Raw genomic sequence first — 14,569 nt, 5'->3', positions numbered from 1 at the left:
TCATGCGTGCGATTCGATCCAAGCTCACCCCGTACTACCTGATGCTGCCTGGCGGCCTGTGGCTCGCGGTGTTCTTCGCGGTGCCGATCATCATGATGATCGGGCTGTCCACGATGAGCGGGAACATCATCTCCGGCTTCGGCGAGACCTGGCAGCACTTCGGCAACTACACGTACGGCTTCACGCAGTACAAGTCGCAGTGGATACGGTCCGCTGAGTACGCGGGCCTCGGCTGCCTGATTTCCATCGCGCTTTCTTACCCGATCGCGTACTGGATCGCCTTCTACGGCGGGGCGCGCAAGTCGACCTACCTGTTCCTGCTGCTGCTGCCGTTCTTCGTCTCGTTCGTGCTGCGGACGATCGCCTGGAACTACATCCTCGGCGACCAGGGCCTGCTGCTCGACCCGCTCAAGCACCTGCACCTGGTGCCGCAGAACTTCCACATCCTGGCCACCGGCTGGGCGGTCGTCATCGGCATCGTCTACAACTACTTGCCGTTCATGATCCTGCCGATCTACGTCGCGCTTGAGCGGGTCGATCCGAAGGTCATCGAGGCGGGCAGGGATCTCTACGCCAACCCCCTGACGGTCTTCACGAAGGTGGTACTGCCGCTGTCGCTGCCCGGCGTCTTCGCGGGCGTGCTGCTCAACTTCGTGCCTGCCGCCTCGGACTACGTGAACGCCTCGGTGCTCGGCGGGACGGGGAACTCCATGATCGGAAACGTCATCTACGACCAGTACTTCGTCGTGCAGAACTATCCGCTGCAGGCCTCGCTGTCGTTCTCGCTGATGGCGATCCTGCTGATCGGCATCTTCAGTTACGCCCGGGTGCTCGGCACCGAGGACGTGCTCGAAGCGGCGGCAGTGGCATGAGCGCGGCGACTCTGGAGCGGACCTCCCACCGCAAGCCGAGCAAGAAGGTCAGGCAGCGCAGGAAGACCGGCGAGCGCCTGCTGCACTGGTTTACCTGGATCCTGATCGTCTGGCTCGCCCTGCCGATCGCCGTGGTGATCGCGTTCAGCTTCAACAACCCGCACGGCCGGTACAACTACTCCTGGACCGGCTTCACCTTCAAGTACTGGGGCTCGAAGCTGTTCGCGATCCCCGACCTGACCACCGCGATGGAGCACTCGATCGAGGTGGCCGCCGTCGCCACCATCGGCGCGACGGTACTCGGCACGCTGGTCGGCCTCGCGGTCGGCAAGTACAAGTTCCGTGGTCAGGGCGCGAGCAACCTGGTCCAGTTCGCCTGCATCTCCGCCCCCGAGGTGGTGCTCGGTTCGTCGCTCGCGACGTTCTTCCTGCAGGCGCACATCAAGGAGGGTGCGCTGACCGTGATGGCGGCGCACATCATGTTCTGCATGTCGTTCGTCGCGATCACCGTGCGGGCGCGGGTGGTCGGCCTCGACCCCTCCGTCGAGGACGCCGCCAAGGACCTCGGCGCCGGGCCGTGGGACACGTTCCGCCTGGTCACCCTGCCGATGATCTTGCCCGGCGTGATCGCGGGCGCCATGCTCGCCTTCGCGCTGTCGATCGACGACTTCATCACCACCGAGTTCACCTCGGGTTCGTTCGTGACGTACCCGCTGTGGATCTGGTCGGTCAGCCGTCAGGGCCTGCCGCCGCAGGTGAACGTGATGGGCTCGATCGTCTTCGCGGTCGGCGTACTGTTCGCGATCGCCAACTCGGTGGTTTCCCGCCGCCGCGCCGCCTGACGCTATCGCGCGGAAGCCGGCCTGACTGAGTCACGCCGCACCCGTTCCGGGGAAGATCCTTTTGGATTATCCCGAACGGTTGCGGCGTGACTCCGTCCCGAGAACCTTTTCCTGACGGCCTGTCAGCCTGGGGTGGCCGGAGCCGTGATCGCGGCGACCGGCGGCTCGCCTGAGCTGTCGCTGCTCTGGTTGACGATCAGGTAGTTACCGCCGGACGCGAACAGGCCGGACTGCTCCGTCTGCAGGATCGCCTGGCTGAAGTAGCCGAGCGAACGAACGGCGCCCGTCGCGACGTCGGCCTCCTCCAGGGAGTACGTGGGGTCAGACTCATCGACAAAGACCAGGTGGCCGCCGCTGAGCGTCAGGTCGTGCACCTCATCTGGCGTGGCTGTCAGCCACAGCCGCTTGCCGTCGGCGAGCCGGTATCCGACGAATGCGGTAGTGCCGCCATAGCCGTCGGTGAGGCCGATGAGCATTCCGCCGGTCACCACCGCCGTCACGCCGAAGCCGTCGGTCGATCCGGTGGCGAGTGCCACGGTGCCGCCCCGCAGCGGGATGCCCGACACGCTGAAGGAAGAGGTCACGGTGCCGTCCGCGCCGAAAACCCGGACCTTGGACGTGCCGCGCGGTCCGGAAAGGGCGTCGCTAACGACGACCGGGCTCGTCGACAGGATCTGATACTGGTAGCTATTCGTCGGCTCGGTGACGTGGTACCGCCAGGCTGCCTTGCCTGTCGCGGCGTCGAGGCTCACCACGTAATAGGCGGAGTTGCAGCCCGCTATGGCGACGACGCTCCCGCCTGACGCCGCGAGCTGCTGGAAGCTGCATTCTGCGGGCGGCGCGAGCGTCCACTTTTGCACGCCGTCCTGCCCGTTCACCCCGGCGATCCCGTCGTCGGTCAGCACGATCGCGGTACCCGAGGCGACAGCCAGTTCGCCCGTCGGCTCGCTGCCGGTGTGGGGGTCCTTTACCGGGTCCGACCAGAGCCGCCGGCCGGTGCGGAGATCGACGGCCATCACGTTGCCGCAGTCCGTCGAGTCCTGACCGTATCCGATGAGCCCGAGCGTGGTGTCCGAGCTTGTCCCGCTCACGCCGCACGCGACGTCGATGCCGGGCATCGTCAGCGCCCACTGCCGCCGGCCGGTCGCGGCGTCGTAGCTGACGGCCTCGTCGACGCGGACCCGGATCAGCGACTGCCCGCTGGTCCACGCGCCGACGGTGGTCAGTTCCGGCGAGCTGTCACCGGGCGCGACCCAGGCCACGGTCAGGTCGGCGCCATGCCACACCGCGAACAGGGACTGACCGGCGAACAGCCCGCAGGCAACGCCGACGGCGAGGAAGCCGCGCCGCGCCCACCCCTTCCTGAACACCAGGACAAGGGCCGCGGGCACGGCGGGGATGCCGATGAGGAACGAGGTGACAAGCGCCGGGGCGATTCCGCGCGGGCACGCGCCGTAGGACACACCCTGGTCGCTGGTTCCGCAGGAACCGCCAGTCTCGCTGATAAGGGTGCCCCAGCCCTTGACCTGCAGCATGATGGCCAGTCCGGCCGCAGTCCCCACAACGAGGGCGATGATAAGGCGAACCGCCAGCTTCCCGGTGCGCGTCCGGCCTCCGCCGGATTCCGGGACATCGTCGTAGCCGATCTCGGCCTGCCGGTGCACGCTAAGGAAGCTATCAGCGCGCACTTATCAAACTCTTAATGATGGCTGATCGACGCACGATGGACATCGGCCGTCAATCCGTGACGTTTGCGTCCTTGACTAGGTCGACCAGGATTCCCAGGGCCGCGACGCGTTCTCGCAGATCGTCGCCCACCAGGCTGACCCGCAGCGTCGTGACACCGCAGTCGCGGTAGGCGCGCAGCCGCTCGCGGACCACGTCAGGCGGTCCGATCAGGTTGGTGCCAAGGCCGATCTCGATCGGCACCCGGGCGGCGGCGGCCGTCCGGTCGCCCTCGGCCCACAGCCGCTGCACCTCGGCCACGTCGTCGCCGAAGCCCTGCCTGGCGAAGGCGTTGTTGTAGAAATTGCTGCCCCGCGATCCCATGGCGCCGAAGGTGAACGCGTACCCGTCGGCATGGCGCCGCCCGGCCGCCTCGATGTCCTCGGTGAACTCCAGGCTCACCGCGACCACCAGGTCCAGGTCGGACAGGGACCGCCCGGCCTGCCGCGCCGCCGCGCCGAGCGGTGCGAAGAACGCATCGGCGGACTCGGTGAAGAACGAGTTGCCGATCCACCCGTCGGCCAGCTCACCGGTGAGCGCGAGGTTCGCCGGCCCGAGCGCCGCGATGTAGATGGGGATGAGGCAGGGCTCGGCGCGGGACCTGATGGCCACCCCCTCGCTGCCGGGCAGCGGAAGCCGGTACACCTCGCCGGAATAACTCAGCCGCTCGCCCGCGGCGATCATGCGGATGATCTCAATTGTCTCCCTGGTCCTGCGCACCGGCCGGGAGAACTCGGTGCCATGCCAGCCCTCCATCACCTGCGGGCCGCTCGCCCCGATCCCCAGCACGAACCGGCCGGCCGAGATGTGCTGCAGGCTCATCGCGGACATGGCGAGCATCGCGGGAGTCCGCGCCCCGAGCTGCGCGATGCCGGTGGCGAGGCACACCCGCTGCGTGCGAGCCGCGATCGCAGCGAGCGGCGTGAACGCGTCGTACGCCCAGAACTCGGGCATCCAGATCGAGTCCACCCCGACCCGCTCGGCCTCGCGGGCCAGTTCCAGCCAATCCGGCTCCTGGGGATTCACCGACAGTCCGACCGTCAGCGTCATGGCTTAGACCCCTCCTCGGTTGACACGGTGAGTCCAGTATGGGGAGGCTGGCCGGCATGGAGTGGACGGGAGCGCGCTACGCGGACAAGCCCACGGTTGAGGTGCGGACCTGGATCGGTGCTCCGCCCGGCCGGGTCTGGGAGCTGGTGTCGGACATCGAGCTGATGCCCGTCATGAGCTCAGAACTGCAGTCGGTGCGCTGGCTTGACGGCGTGGCCGGGCCGTCGGCGGGCGCCCGGTTCACCGGTCGCAGCCGCCACGAGGCGCTCGGCGAATGGGAGACCACCTCGCAGGTGACCGAGTTCGAACCGGAGCGGGTGTTCGGCTGGGCGGTGGGGGACCCCGCCGACCCGGCCGCGCGGTGGCGGTTCCGGCTTGAGCCGAAGGATGGCGGGACCGAGCTGTCTGAGTGGATGCAGCTGGGGCCTGCCCGCTCGGGCCTGTCGTTCGCGATCGACCAGATGCCGGACAAGGAGCAGAAGATCGTGTTCGTGCGGTTGCGCGAGTTCGAGCGCAACATGACCGCCACCCTCGGGCAGATCAAGGCGCGCGCCGAAGCCTGACGGCCTCGCCCCGCGGCTAGGCGGGCGGCTAGCCGGGCGCGGTCATGCCGAGGCTGGCGGGGATGGCCTCGATCGCGCCGTCAAGCCGGCTGAGCAGCGCCTTGCGCCCGCCCCGGCCCCCGTTGTACACCCAGTGCCGGCCCGACACGCTCCAGGCCAGGATGGTGAGCTCCACCAGGGTGCGCAACCGCAGGTCGTCGGCGTCCAGCGCGAGCTTGGCGGCGAGGTGCTGGGCCAGTTCGTCCTTGACGCCGGCCCGGTAGTGCTCCACGTACCGCAGCAGCGCGGGCTCGTTCGCCACCATGCGCCGGGTGTCGATGAACCGCTGGTCCCAGTCGGCGTCGAGCCCGGTGACGGCGTCCGCCAGGGCCCGGTGCAGCTCACCGAAGAGCACCCCGGACAGTTCGCGCTCGTCGAGCGCGGCGAGGAACGCCGTCCATAGCTCCGCCTCCGCCTCGATCCCCGCGGCCTCCTTGGCGGGGAAGATCCGGGAGAACGTGCTCTTGGAGACGTCGGCGGCGTCCGCCAGCTCCTCGAGCGTGGTTCCTTCGAACCCCTTGGCGGTGAACAGGCGGAGCGCCGCCTCCGCGAGCGCGCGCCGGTTCCGCAGCTTCTTCCGCTCGCGCAGCGGCAGCGAACGGTCGGTCTCCGGGATGGTCATGCCGCGCATCATAGCTGATCCGGACCCCATGACCGAAAGAACCCACGTTCTACTTGACCCTTGACAACAAATGAGTCTGAGATTCATTATGGTCTTAGCGTCAGATTAGGGTCTGAGCCTGTGAGTCAAGGAGGAGCCATGGAATTCCAGCTCGACATGAGCATGATGTTCGCGATGCACGACGCGCTGCGCAGGCAGCTGGTGCAGATCGCCCGGTTCACCAGGCGGCCCGACGACAATCCGGCGAAGCTGCTGCAGGCCTCGCTGGGCTGGGAGCTGTTCAAGAAGTTCCTGATCGTCCACCACACGACGGAAGACGACGTGCTGTGGCCCGACCTGCGCGGCGCGGTGACCGGGAACGGCGCGCGGCTCTCGCTTGCCGACGAGCTTGAGGCCGAGCACGCGGTCATCGAGCCGCTGCTCGCCGCCATCGACGCGGCCGCGGCGGACCGGGACTACGGCCATGAGCGGTTCGGCGGCATCGTGGACGAGCTGACGGTCAAGCTCTCCGCGCACCTACGGCATGAGGAAACCGACGGGCTGCCGCTGATCGATGTGTCACTGACCCCGCAGCAGTGGCAGCGCTTCGCGCAGATCCACGCCGACCGGATCGGCCCCGACGCGCCCACCTACATGCCATGGCTGCTCGCCGACGCGAGCCAGCAGACACTCGACGACGTGCTCGGCAAGTTTCCGCCGCACCTGCTAGCGGCGTACCGCGAGCAGTGGGGCCCGCGGTACGCCGCGCTCGACGTATGGAACGCCGCCGGCTGATCAGCACGTGTTGATCAGCTCGTGTTGATCAGCACTGCACGCCGGCCCCCGCCAGGCGCGCGAGCTGCGAGTCGTCCAGCTTGAGCTCGGTCGCGGCGAGAGTCTCCTCGAGCTGGGCGACGCTGCTCACACCGGGGATGGGGATGACGGGCCGGTCCTCGTGCAGCAGCCAGGCGAGCACCACCTGGTTGGCGCTGGCGTCGAGTTGCGCGGCGACCTCGTACAGGGCGGCAAGCCGGGCCTGCGCGGTCGGGTGATCGTAGGCCGCGGGCAGCGGCTTGTCCGGATCGCAGTAGGCGCCGCCGAGCAGCGGGGAGTAGGCGAACAGCGTGAGGTTCTCCGCGGCTGCGTAGTCTTTCAGTTCCTCGCTGATCATGTCGAACTCGCCGGGGCCCTGCAGGGCGGGCAGGTAGGTGTACCGCTGCTGCACGCAGCTGTACGAGGGACGGCGCTGCGCGAGCCCCCTGGCCCGCTCGATCCGCCAGGTCGCGGTGTTGCTCGCGCCGAGCAGGCCCACCGTGCCGCGCTCGGCGAGGCCAGCGAACGCGTTCACGGTCTCCTCGAGCAGGGTGTCTCTGTCGTCGATGTGCGCGTAGTAGAGATCCAGCCGGTCGACGCCGAGGTTGCGCCTGCTGAGGTCCGCGTCCGCGAGGATCGCCCGGGACCCGAATCCCTGCCAAAGCCGCGCGTCGGGGTTGCCCGCAACGGTGGTGCGCGCTCCGACCTTGGTGGCGACGACCATCTGGCCGGCGACACCGCGGGACTTCATCCAGCGGCCGAGGACGCGTTCGCTCTCGCCGGCGTCGCCGTGCCACTGGCCGTAGCAGTTGGCGGTGTCGAGGAAGTTGCCGCCCGCGTCGAGGAACCGGTCGAGGATGTCGAAGGCGACGGCTTCCGGTGTCCGGTAGCCGAAGTACATGGTGCCGAGACAGAGCTCGCTCACCCGGAGGCTGACTCGGCCGTCGCTGAGGGTGCGTGTGCGCATGGCCTCAAGGTAACGGGACAAGGGTACGGCGATACGATCCAATTCCATGCGGGATTCCCAGTCCAATTCTAGGTACGATTCGCCCGCGAGCATGCTGCTTGACCTGGACGGGCACGGCCCGCTGCACGCCAGGCTGGCCGGTGCGCTGCGTGCCGCGATCCGTGACGGGCGGCTGCGGCAGGACTCGCTGCTGCCGCCGAGCCGCGTGCTGGCCGCCGAACTCGGATGTTCCCGCTGGGTGGTGACGCAGGCGTACGCCGAGCTGGTGACCGCCGGCTACCTGGAGACCAGGACCGGCTCCGGCACCAGCGTCCGGCCGCTCGCCGGGGCGAGCGGTACCAGTGAGGCAGGCGGCGCAGGCCGTACGGGGACGGCGAGCGGCCGCACCCGGCCCGGCCCGGCGCCGACAGCGCGAGCGGCAAGCATCGACATGGCGCCCGGGCTGCCCGACCTCCGGCTGTTTCCCGTCGCACGGTGGGCCGGTGCCATCCGGGCCGCGGCGGCCGGCCTGACCACCGCCGACCTCGGGTACCGCGATCCCGCTGGCCATCCGGTGCTGCGCGAGGCGCTTGCCGAGTACCTCGCCCGGGTCCGCGGCGCGGCCGTCGGCCCCGGCGCGCTGACCGTCTGCGGCAGCGCCACCGAAGGCATCGCCCGCATCTGCCGTGCGCTGGCCCGGGAGGGAGCGACGGCCGTCGCGGTGGAGGATCCCGGCTGGCAGCGGGTCAGGGAGGTGGCGGCGGCCGCGGGGCTGGCCGTCGTCCCTGTTCCCGTCGATGAGCAGGGACTTCGCGCCGACCTGCTCGCCGGCCTGCGCGATGTCGGCGGGGTCATCCTCACCCCCGCCCATCAGTTTCCGTCCGGTGCGGTGCTGTCGCCTGCCAGGCGGCACGAGCTGCTCGACTGGGCGCGGCGAACCGGCGGGCTCCTTGTCGAGGATGATTACGACGCCGAGTTCCGCTACGACCGCCGGGCCGTCGCGACGCTGCAAGGCGCCGCGCCCTGGGCGGTCACGCTCGTCGGCTCGGTCAGCAAGACGCTGTCGCCGGCGGTCGGCATCGGCTGGATGGTCGCACCGCCCCGGTGGACTCCGCTGCTGCGCGACGCCGCTCCGCCCCCGGTCCTGGACCAGCTGGCGTTCGCCTCGTTCCTGCGGGCCGGCTCCTACGACCGTCACCTGCGCGCCGCGCGCAAGCGCTACCGCGAGCGCCGGGACGCCGTGGTGCGCGAACTCGCCGGTCGGCTGCCCGATGCGTCGGTGTCCGGAATTCCCGCCGGGCTGCATCTCGTCGCGAGCCTCGGCCCCGGCCTCGACGGTGACGCCGTGCAGCGGCACGCGGCCCGGCTCGGCGTCCACGTGGTCAGCATCTCCAGGTACCAGGTCCGCCGCGGCGAGCCGGGGCTGGTCATCGGGTACGGCAACCTGGCCGACCACGAGGTAGCCGCGGGGGTGGCGTCCCTTTCCGCCGCGATCGGGCGAGTCGGCTAATCGCCCTTCCGTTCGCCCCTCGGAAAGAACATGTACTGCTTTTGAGGCAAAGATCCGGCACTTTTGAACCGATTGTCCTACCAAAATCAGTACATGTGCTGGCTAAGCGCGGATTCGGGCTCGATGAATCGACGGCGAGCCGCCAAAGGCCGTCAGCATCGCGCTGCCAGACGGTCGCGTACTTGGTCACCAGGGTGGGCCCGCCAGGGATGCGCACCGTGACGGTGCCGAGCACGTACCCGAGGCCGCCCGCGCTCACCACCTCGTCAGTCGCGATGGTTCTGATGGCGCCCGCCGCGCTGGCCCGGTCGATGGCGAGCCGCCAGAACAGCTCGATGGTCGCGCGGCCCCTGATCAGCTCGGTGTTCTCGGCGAGCAGCCGGGCGTCCTCGGTGTAGCAGGCGGCCATGCCGGCCGCGTCGCCGTCGTTGAACAGCGCCTCGAACCGGCGGTTAAACCGCTCAAGCTCATCATGGCGAGGAACTCGGAAGTCAGGTGCCCGGCCATCGCCTGGAGCACCGCGAGCAGGTCGCCCCGCAGGCTGCCGGTGTCGGTCCCCGCCGTCAGCCGCTCCGCCGCGTACCCGTCCACGGCGGCCAGGACGAGCTGCGGCTTGCCCGGCCACCGCCGGTGGATCGTCGTCTTGCTGGCGTGCGCCCGCGCCGCGACGGCGTCCATCGTCATGCCCGCATAGCCAAGCTCACCGAGCAACTCGATGACGGCGGCCCGAATCGCTCGCTCGCGTACTTCACCCCGGGCCATAAGTGTACGATACCGTATCGTACACTTCAGTTAAAGAGGGAGTTACCAGGTGGGGACGAGGCCGCCGTCGATGCGGATGTCGGCGCCGGTGACGTTGGCGGTGATGTCGCTCGCCAGCAGGAGCACCATGTCGGCCACCTCGTCCGGGCGGCTGAACCGGCCGGTGACCATGGCACTCGCCGCGCCGTTCGCGACATCCTCCGGCCGGGCGCCGGTGGCACGCCCGATCCGGGCGGCCACGCCGTCCGTGCCGAGCCACAGGTCGGTGGCGACCGGGCCTGGGCTCACCGTGTTGACGCGGATGCCGTGCGGGCCGACCTCCTTGGACAGGGCCTTGGAGAAGCTGGCCAGTGCGGCCTTCGCCGCGCTGTAGTCAAGAACGGCGGGATCCGGGAGCACGGAATTGACCGAGCAGATGTTCACGATCGCGCCCTTGCCCGCCTCGAGCATGCCGGGCAAGGCGGCGCGCGTGGCGCGCACCGCCGCCATCAGGTCGAGGTTGATGGTGGCCAGCCAGTCCTCGTCGGTGATGGACAGGAAACCGCCGGTCCGCGGCGGCGCCCCGCCGACGTTGTTGACCAGGATGTCGACGCCGCCGCCCGCGCGGGCGACCAGTTCGGCGGGCCCGCCGGGCGCGGCGAGATCCACCTCGACGGATGTCACGGCATAGGAATCCGCCAGTTTGTCCAGCTCTGCCGACGAGTGCAGTGCCCCGGCGGTGACCCGCGCGCCGCCGGCGGCAAGCCCGCGCGTCACGGCGAGGCCGATGCCGCGGCTCGCGCCGGTGACGACGGCGCTGTGTCCAGAGAAGTCGATGCTCATCATGTCTGCCAACGGTATGCCGTGGAGGCCGCGGTGGCTTCGGTCAGCCGACTGCATCGGTCGCTTAGCCGTGACGGTACTGGTACGCATCCGGTTAAGTTGGTTGACCCAAGCCTGCTTAACCAGTCGGCTTGTACCTTCGGCGCCGTGAGCATGCTTTTCGGTCGGAGGTCCGCGCGCGGCGGCGCGAGCGGCGGGTTTCCTGTACCCGAGTCATGATCGCAGTCGCGTGACTCAAGCATGGCCGGGGGTAGGCCGGGTGACGATGACGGAGGTCACAGCAAACCGCGCAATCAAAGGAGCACCGCCCATGAACGGCACAAGGAACCCGGTCCTCTTCATCCACGGGCTCCGGCTGCACGCCAGCTCGTGGGAGCCATGGGTCAGCCCGTTCGCCGAGGAGGGCTACGCCCCGCTGGCGCCCGGCTGGCCCGGCGTTCCCGAGACGGTCGAGGAAGCCCGCGCCAACCCGGAGTCCATCGCGAACCAGGGCATGGGCGGCAGGGACCACACGGTGCCCGAGGCCATCACCAAGGCGACGCTGAAGCAGTACCGGGGATCCGATGCGGTGACGGACCTATTCGAATTCCCCGACCGAGGGCACAGCCTCACCATCGACAGCGGCTGGCGCACGGTGGCGGGCGAGTGCCTGTCCTGGATGGCCAAGCAGAGTTTGTGATTGCCATGCAGGAAACCATGATGGCCCTGCGTGCGCACGCGCGCGGCGGCCCCGAGCAACTCGTCTTCGAGCGGGCCCCGGTCCCCGTGCCGGGGCCCGGCGAGGCCCTCGTCGCGGTGCATGCCGCCGCGATCACGTTCGCCGAACTCGGCTGGGACCTGTCCTGGACCACTAAGGACGGGAAGGACCGCACGCCGGCCATCCCGTCCCATGAGGTGTCCGGGACGGTGGCAGCGCCCGGGCCTGAGGTCACCGGCCTGTCGGCGGGCGACGAGGTGTACGGCCTCATCGAGTTCGACCGTGACGGCGCGGCGGCCGAGTACGTGACGCTGCCCGCCGCCCACCTCGCGGCGCGGCCGCGGTCGGTCTCGCACACCGAAGCGGCCACCCTGCCGCTCGCGGCGCTTACCGCGTGGCAGGCGCTCAGCGACTACGCGGCACTCGAGCCGGGGGAGCGGGTGCTTGTGCAGGGCGGTGCGGGCGGTGTGGGCGGTGTGGGCGCGTACGCGGTCCAGCTCGCCGCCATCCTCGGCGGCACCGTCACCGCGACAGGCAGCACACGGCACCGGGATCTGGTCGGCCGCCTTGGCGCGACCACGTTCGTTGCCTCGGGGGCCAGCGGGGCGGCCGTCTACGGGGCGGCCGCCCCCGCTGAATACGACGTGGTCATCGACACGGTCGGCGGAGACGTGCTCGACGCCTCCTATCAGGTGACGCGCCCGGGCGGGCGGCTGGTGACGCTCAGCGCGCCGCCGTCGGCGGAGAAGGCCGCCGCGCGCGGCGTGCACGCCATGTTCTTCGTCGTTACCCCGGACGCCGCCGAGCTGGCACGGCTCGCGGCGCTGGTGGACGAGGGCAGGCTGCGGCCGATCGTCAGCCAGGAATTCCCGCTGGCGGAAGGCAGGGCGGCGTTCGAGAGCGCCACCCGGCCGCGTCCGCCCGGCAAGACGGTGCTGCTCGTCCGCTAGCTCGCCGGCAGGACGCTCGCCAGTTCGGTCCGGGAGCCGATCCCGAGCTTGGGGAAGATCCGGTACAGGTGCGCCGCCACCGTGCGGTGCGACAGGTACAGCCGCTCGCCGATCTCGCGGTTGGACAAGCCGCGGGCGGCGAGCTGCGCGACCTGCAGCTCGACGGCAGACAGCTGGGTCCAGCCGTCACCGCCGCGCCGCGGGGAAGGCTGTCCGGTGGCGGCCAGTTCCGCCTCGGCCCTCGCGGCCCAGGCGGCGGCGCCGAGCGAGTCGAAAGCGGCGAGCGCGTCGTGCAGCGGCTGGCGTGCCTGCGCCGCGCGGTGCTCACCGCGCAGCCAGCTGCCGTATGCCAGGTCAAGCCGCGCGCCAAACCACGCGGGTGCGCCGGCCGCATACTCCCTGGCCTGCGCGAACCGTTCTTCCGCGACCTCGTCCTCAGCAAGGACGACGCGAGCGAGCGCGATCGCCCGGCGCACGTCGGGCGCGGTCGTCGCGCCGGTCAGTACCTCGACGTCGCGCAAGATGGCCGCCCCTTCCGCCCGCCGTCCGCTCAGCGCCGCCGCCTCGGCCAGGTAGTCGACCGCCCACGCGCACTGCGGCGCCTGGTATGCCTGGTCGGCGGGGTCCATCATGCGGCGGAGCTCAGCGAACGCGTCGACCGGGCGGCCGTCGCCGAGCGCGGCGAAGCCGCGGGCCAGCTGCACGAAGTCACCGGCGACGAAGCCGGCCCGGCCGAGCGCGCTCGCCAGCGCAGGATCGCGGGTGTCCCGTGCGCTGTGCCGCCGCCTTGGTGCCGCGCGCGGAAAGCACGGTGAAGCCGCCCCTGCGCGCGTCCGTCGCCGCGCCCGCCAGCAGCGCGCTCTTGCCCGTGCCCGGATCTCCTACGATGCCGAGCGACTGCCCACGTGCACCGGCCGCGTCCAGCGCCTCCTGGAGGCGCCGCTGCTCTTCTTCCCTGCCGATAATCCGGCCGCCTTGCCCGGCAAGCCGGGCAAGCACGTCTTCAGTCACTCCGCCCCCGCTATGTACTGCTGCCTGCGTACCCGAGACTAGCGGCCGCGGCCGCGCGACCCGCGCCCTGGTCCCGGCGCCACCGCGCGACTCAACCCCCGCCCCGCGCCACCGCGCGACTCAACCCCCGGTCCCCGCGCCACCGCGCGACTCAACCCCCTGTGCCGCCGCCACCGCGCGACAAAACCGCCGCAGCCGGGGACCCGTCGTCCCCGGCTGCGGCAGCGCGCCGGTGCCGTTCGGTGATGATCCGGAACGGTTTCGGCTTACTCTCCCCGCCTCAGCTACTCGCCGTGGTGGCCTGGATGATCACCCGGGCGACCGCGTCCGGTGCGGAGATCAGCGACAGGTGCCCGGCCTTGACCTTGGCCACGTGCGCGTGCGCGCGGTTGGCCATGGCGAGCAGCTCGGCCGGCGGTATGACCTTGTCTCCGGTGCCCACGACGGCCCAGGACGGAACCTTGGCCCAGGCCGGCGTCCCCGATGGCTGGGTCACTGCGGCGGACGACAGCGGCCGCTGCGTCGCGGCGAGTTGCGCGGCGGACACGCCGCTCGCGAAGCAGTCGGGGAACAGCTGCGGCTGCAGGTACAGGTCGGCGGCGCCCTTCGGCGCGCCCGGGTAGGGGACGGGCAGGAATGTGCTGGCGGGGTTGCCGCCGATGCACGAGCCAGGCACCTTGCCGAGCAGCCCGTCGACGGTCTGCCCCTTGGCCGGGATGAACGCGTCGACGTAGACCAGTGCCTTCACCGCCGGGTCGCCGACGGCGGCGTTGGTGATGACCGCACCGCCGCAGGAGTGCCCGACAAGGACGATCTTCCGCCCGGCCAGAGCCGGGTTCTTAGTAAGGAAGTCGTGCAGGTACGCCGAGTCCGACGGCAGCCCGCGCAGCGGGTTCGGCGGCGCGTATACGGTGTACCCGGCGACGGCCAGCCGGGCGATCACCCGGTCCCAGCTCGACGCGTCGGCCCACGCGCCGTGCTCGAGCACGATGACCGGCTTGGCGCTGGCCGTGGCGTGCGCGACCGGGGCGTTGCCGGCCGCCGGTGCCGCCTGGGCGGAGGCCGCCACGAGGGAGATCGCGGCGAGCCCGGCCGCGAGGCCGGCCGCGGCGGTGCCGATGACGGGGCCGGTGATAATGCGCGCCCGTGCCAGCCGCGGCTTCAGTGAGAGCTTCATGGTGATGCCTTGCGTCGCTCGCGGCGCCCCCGCCGGCGTCGCCGTGCCGCACGTTAGGCTCCGCCCTGCTCGCCGCGCGTACGTCAGCCGACTGCAAACAACGCTGTCATCGGACAGGCCAGGCACCCCTTGCCGGCTAACTGAAACCGGCATTCGACCGCACAGCCGCGCGTAAGGCGGGTGCCGGCT

General features: G+C 70.3%; 17 protein-coding genes. 7 read left to right on the top strand and 10 right to left on the bottom strand.

Features of this window, described 5'->3' with window-relative positions:
- Positions 1–2: 2 nt before the first annotated feature.
- Together EAS64_RS05570 and EAS64_RS05565 are read left to right on the top strand one after the other, a co-directional pair.
- A complete protein-coding gene (locus EAS64_RS05570) occupies positions 3–872 on the top strand; it encodes an ABC transporter permease (protein WP_145851573.1) in 870 nt (289 codons plus the stop codon).
- Positions 869–1,714 carry an ABC transporter permease gene (locus tag EAS64_RS05565; protein ID WP_145851572.1) on the top strand — a complete coding sequence of 282 codons (846 nt, stop codon included), beginning with the start codon at positions 869–871 and terminating at the stop codon, positions 1,712–1,714. Before EAS64_RS05570 ends, EAS64_RS05565 begins: the two co-directional genes overlap by 4 nt.
- A 122-nt stretch (positions 1,715–1,836) precedes the next feature.
- Here EAS64_RS05565 and EAS64_RS05560 read toward each other — a convergent pair whose 3' ends face one another.
- Together EAS64_RS05560 and EAS64_RS05555 are read right to left on the bottom strand one after the other, a co-directional pair.
- Positions 1,837–3,402: an outer membrane protein assembly factor BamB family protein gene (locus tag EAS64_RS05560; protein WP_145851571.1), complete on the bottom strand. Its 1,566-nt coding sequence runs from the start codon at positions 3,400–3,402 to the stop codon at positions 1,837–1,839.
- A gap of 49 nt (positions 3,403–3,451) precedes the next feature.
- On the bottom strand, positions 3,452–4,489 hold the full coding sequence (locus EAS64_RS05555) for an LLM class flavin-dependent oxidoreductase (protein WP_145851570.1): 1,038 nt from the start codon (positions 4,487–4,489) through the stop codon (positions 3,452–3,454).
- A gap of 56 nt (positions 4,490–4,545) precedes the next feature.
- Here EAS64_RS05555 and EAS64_RS05550 point away from each other — a divergent pair, with 56 nt between their 5' ends.
- Entirely contained in the window at positions 4,546–5,052 is a 507-nt protein-coding gene (locus EAS64_RS05550; protein WP_145851569.1) for an SRPBCC family protein, read from the top strand.
- Between the two features lie 28 nt (positions 5,053–5,080).
- On the opposite strand, the gene EAS64_RS05545 is transcribed toward EAS64_RS05550, so the two are convergent.
- Entirely contained in the window at positions 5,081–5,713 is a 633-nt protein-coding gene (locus EAS64_RS05545) for a TetR/AcrR family transcriptional regulator (protein WP_187365706.1), read from the bottom strand.
- A gap of 138 nt (positions 5,714–5,851) precedes the next feature.
- On the opposite strand from EAS64_RS05545, the gene EAS64_RS05540 reads away from it, so the two are divergent.
- The gene (locus tag EAS64_RS05540) at positions 5,852–6,487 is read left to right on the top strand and encodes a hemerythrin domain-containing protein (RefSeq protein ID WP_145851567.1); all 636 of its coding nucleotides are present in this window, start codon (positions 5,852–5,854) and stop codon (positions 6,485–6,487) included.
- Between the two features lie 28 nt (positions 6,488–6,515).
- Here EAS64_RS05540 and EAS64_RS05535 read toward each other — a convergent pair whose 3' ends face one another.
- On the bottom strand, positions 6,516–7,472 hold the full coding sequence (locus EAS64_RS05535; RefSeq protein ID WP_145851566.1) for an aldo/keto reductase: 957 nt from the start codon (positions 7,470–7,472) through the stop codon (positions 6,516–6,518).
- A 46-nt stretch (positions 7,473–7,518) separates the two neighbouring features.
- Between EAS64_RS05535 and pdxR the strand changes: the two genes are divergently transcribed.
- Positions 7,519–8,961, top strand: coding sequence for a MocR-like pyridoxine biosynthesis transcription factor PdxR (gene pdxR, locus EAS64_RS05530; protein WP_222849021.1), 1,443 nt, complete (start codon positions 7,519–7,521; stop codon positions 8,959–8,961).
- Here pdxR and EAS64_RS47335 read toward each other — a convergent pair.
- Genes EAS64_RS47335 through EAS64_RS05515 form a run of 3 tightly spaced genes read right to left on the bottom strand, consistent with a single transcriptional unit; the run spans position 8,879 to position 10,548 of the window.
- Entirely contained in the window at positions 8,879–9,370 is a 492-nt protein-coding gene (locus EAS64_RS47335) for a YybH family protein (RefSeq protein ID WP_369333553.1), read from the bottom strand. The genes pdxR and EAS64_RS47335 overlap by 83 nt on opposite strands.
- Positions 9,316–9,723 (bottom strand): TetR/AcrR family transcriptional regulator, encoded by a 408-nt coding sequence (locus EAS64_RS05520; protein WP_145851563.1) that lies wholly within the window; start codon positions 9,721–9,723, stop codon positions 9,316–9,318. The genes EAS64_RS47335 and EAS64_RS05520 overlap by 55 nt, the downstream gene beginning before the upstream one ends.
- 42 nt (positions 9,724–9,765) lie before the next feature.
- Positions 9,766–10,548 (bottom strand): SDR family oxidoreductase, encoded by a 783-nt coding sequence (locus EAS64_RS05515; RefSeq protein WP_342782015.1) that lies wholly within the window; start codon positions 10,546–10,548, stop codon positions 9,766–9,768.
- 307 nt (positions 10,549–10,855) lie between these two features.
- Between EAS64_RS05515 and EAS64_RS05510 the strand changes: the two genes are divergently transcribed.
- Complete coding sequence (locus EAS64_RS05510; protein ID WP_145851562.1) at positions 10,856–11,224, top strand: lipase family protein; 369 nt, start codon at positions 10,856–10,858, stop codon at positions 11,222–11,224.
- Between the two features lie 5 nt (positions 11,225–11,229).
- Entirely contained in the window at positions 11,230–12,192 is a 963-nt protein-coding gene (locus tag EAS64_RS05505) for an NADP-dependent oxidoreductase (protein WP_222849020.1), read from the top strand.
- Here the strand turns inward: EAS64_RS05505 and EAS64_RS05500 are convergent.
- The 3 genes from EAS64_RS05500 to EAS64_RS05490 all read right to left on the bottom strand — a co-directional run bounded on the left by EAS64_RS05500 (position 12,189) and on the right by EAS64_RS05490 (position 14,380).
- Entirely contained in the window at positions 12,189–12,896 is a 708-nt protein-coding gene (locus EAS64_RS05500) for a helix-turn-helix domain-containing protein (protein WP_145851560.1), read from the bottom strand. The genes EAS64_RS05505 and EAS64_RS05500 overlap by 4 nt on opposite strands.
- A gap of 4 nt (positions 12,897–12,900) precedes the next feature.
- Positions 12,901–13,203, bottom strand: coding sequence for an ATP-binding protein (locus tag EAS64_RS05495; RefSeq protein WP_222849019.1), 303 nt, complete (start codon positions 13,201–13,203; stop codon positions 12,901–12,903).
- A gap of 280 nt (positions 13,204–13,483) precedes the next feature.
- Positions 13,484–14,380, bottom strand: a complete 897-nt coding sequence (locus EAS64_RS05490; protein ID WP_145851559.1) for an alpha/beta fold hydrolase — start codon at positions 14,378–14,380, stop codon at positions 13,484–13,486.
- Between the last annotated feature and the right edge of the window lie 189 nt (positions 14,381–14,569).

It is taken from the genome of Trebonia kvetii (assembly GCF_007827045.1).
GTDB lineage: Bacteria > Actinomycetota > Actinomycetes > Streptosporangiales > Streptosporangiaceae > Trebonia > Trebonia kvetii.
This window is presented reverse-complemented; position numbering and strand designations above follow the sequence as displayed.

Coding starts and splice junctions, on each gene's coding strand:
- EAS64_RS05515 (WP_342782015.1), bottom strand. CDS start 10,548: ATGATGAGCATCGACTTCTCTGGACACAGCGCCGTCGTCACCGGCGCG.
- EAS64_RS05535 (WP_145851566.1), bottom strand. CDS start 7,472: ATGCGCACACGCACCCTCAGCGACGGCCGAGTCAGCCTCCGGGTGAGC.
- EAS64_RS05490 (WP_145851559.1), bottom strand. CDS start 14,380: ATGAAGCTCTCACTGAAGCCGCGGCTGGCACGGGCGCGCATTATCACC.
- EAS64_RS05555 (WP_145851570.1), bottom strand. CDS start 4,489: ATGACGCTGACGGTCGGACTGTCGGTGAATCCCCAGGAGCCGGATTGG.
- EAS64_RS05520 (WP_145851563.1), bottom strand. CDS start 9,723: ATGGCCCGGGGTGAAGTACGCGAGCGAGCGATTCGGGCCGCCGTCATC.
- pdxR (WP_222849021.1), top strand. CDS start 7,519: ATGCGGGATTCCCAGTCCAATTCTAGGTACGATTCGCCCGCGAGCATG.
- EAS64_RS05565 (WP_145851572.1), top strand. CDS start 869: ATGAGCGCGGCGACTCTGGAGCGGACCTCCCACCGCAAGCCGAGCAAG.
- EAS64_RS05540 (WP_145851567.1), top strand. CDS start 5,852: ATGGAATTCCAGCTCGACATGAGCATGATGTTCGCGATGCACGACGCG.
- EAS64_RS05550 (WP_145851569.1), top strand. CDS start 4,546: ATGGAGTGGACGGGAGCGCGCTACGCGGACAAGCCCACGGTTGAGGTG.
- EAS64_RS47335 (WP_369333553.1), bottom strand. CDS start 9,370: ATGGCCGCCTGCTACACCGAGGACGCCCGGCTGCTCGCCGAGAACACC.
- EAS64_RS05545 (WP_187365706.1), bottom strand. CDS start 5,713: ATGACCATCCCGGAGACCGACCGTTCGCTGCCGCTGCGCGAGCGGAAG.
- EAS64_RS05510 (WP_145851562.1), top strand. CDS start 10,856: ATGAACGGCACAAGGAACCCGGTCCTCTTCATCCACGGGCTCCGGCTG.
- EAS64_RS05570 (WP_145851573.1), top strand. CDS start 3: ATGCGTGCGATTCGATCCAAGCTCACCCCGTACTACCTGATGCTGCCT.
- EAS64_RS05505 (WP_222849020.1), top strand. CDS start 11,230: ATGCAGGAAACCATGATGGCCCTGCGTGCGCACGCGCGCGGCGGCCCC.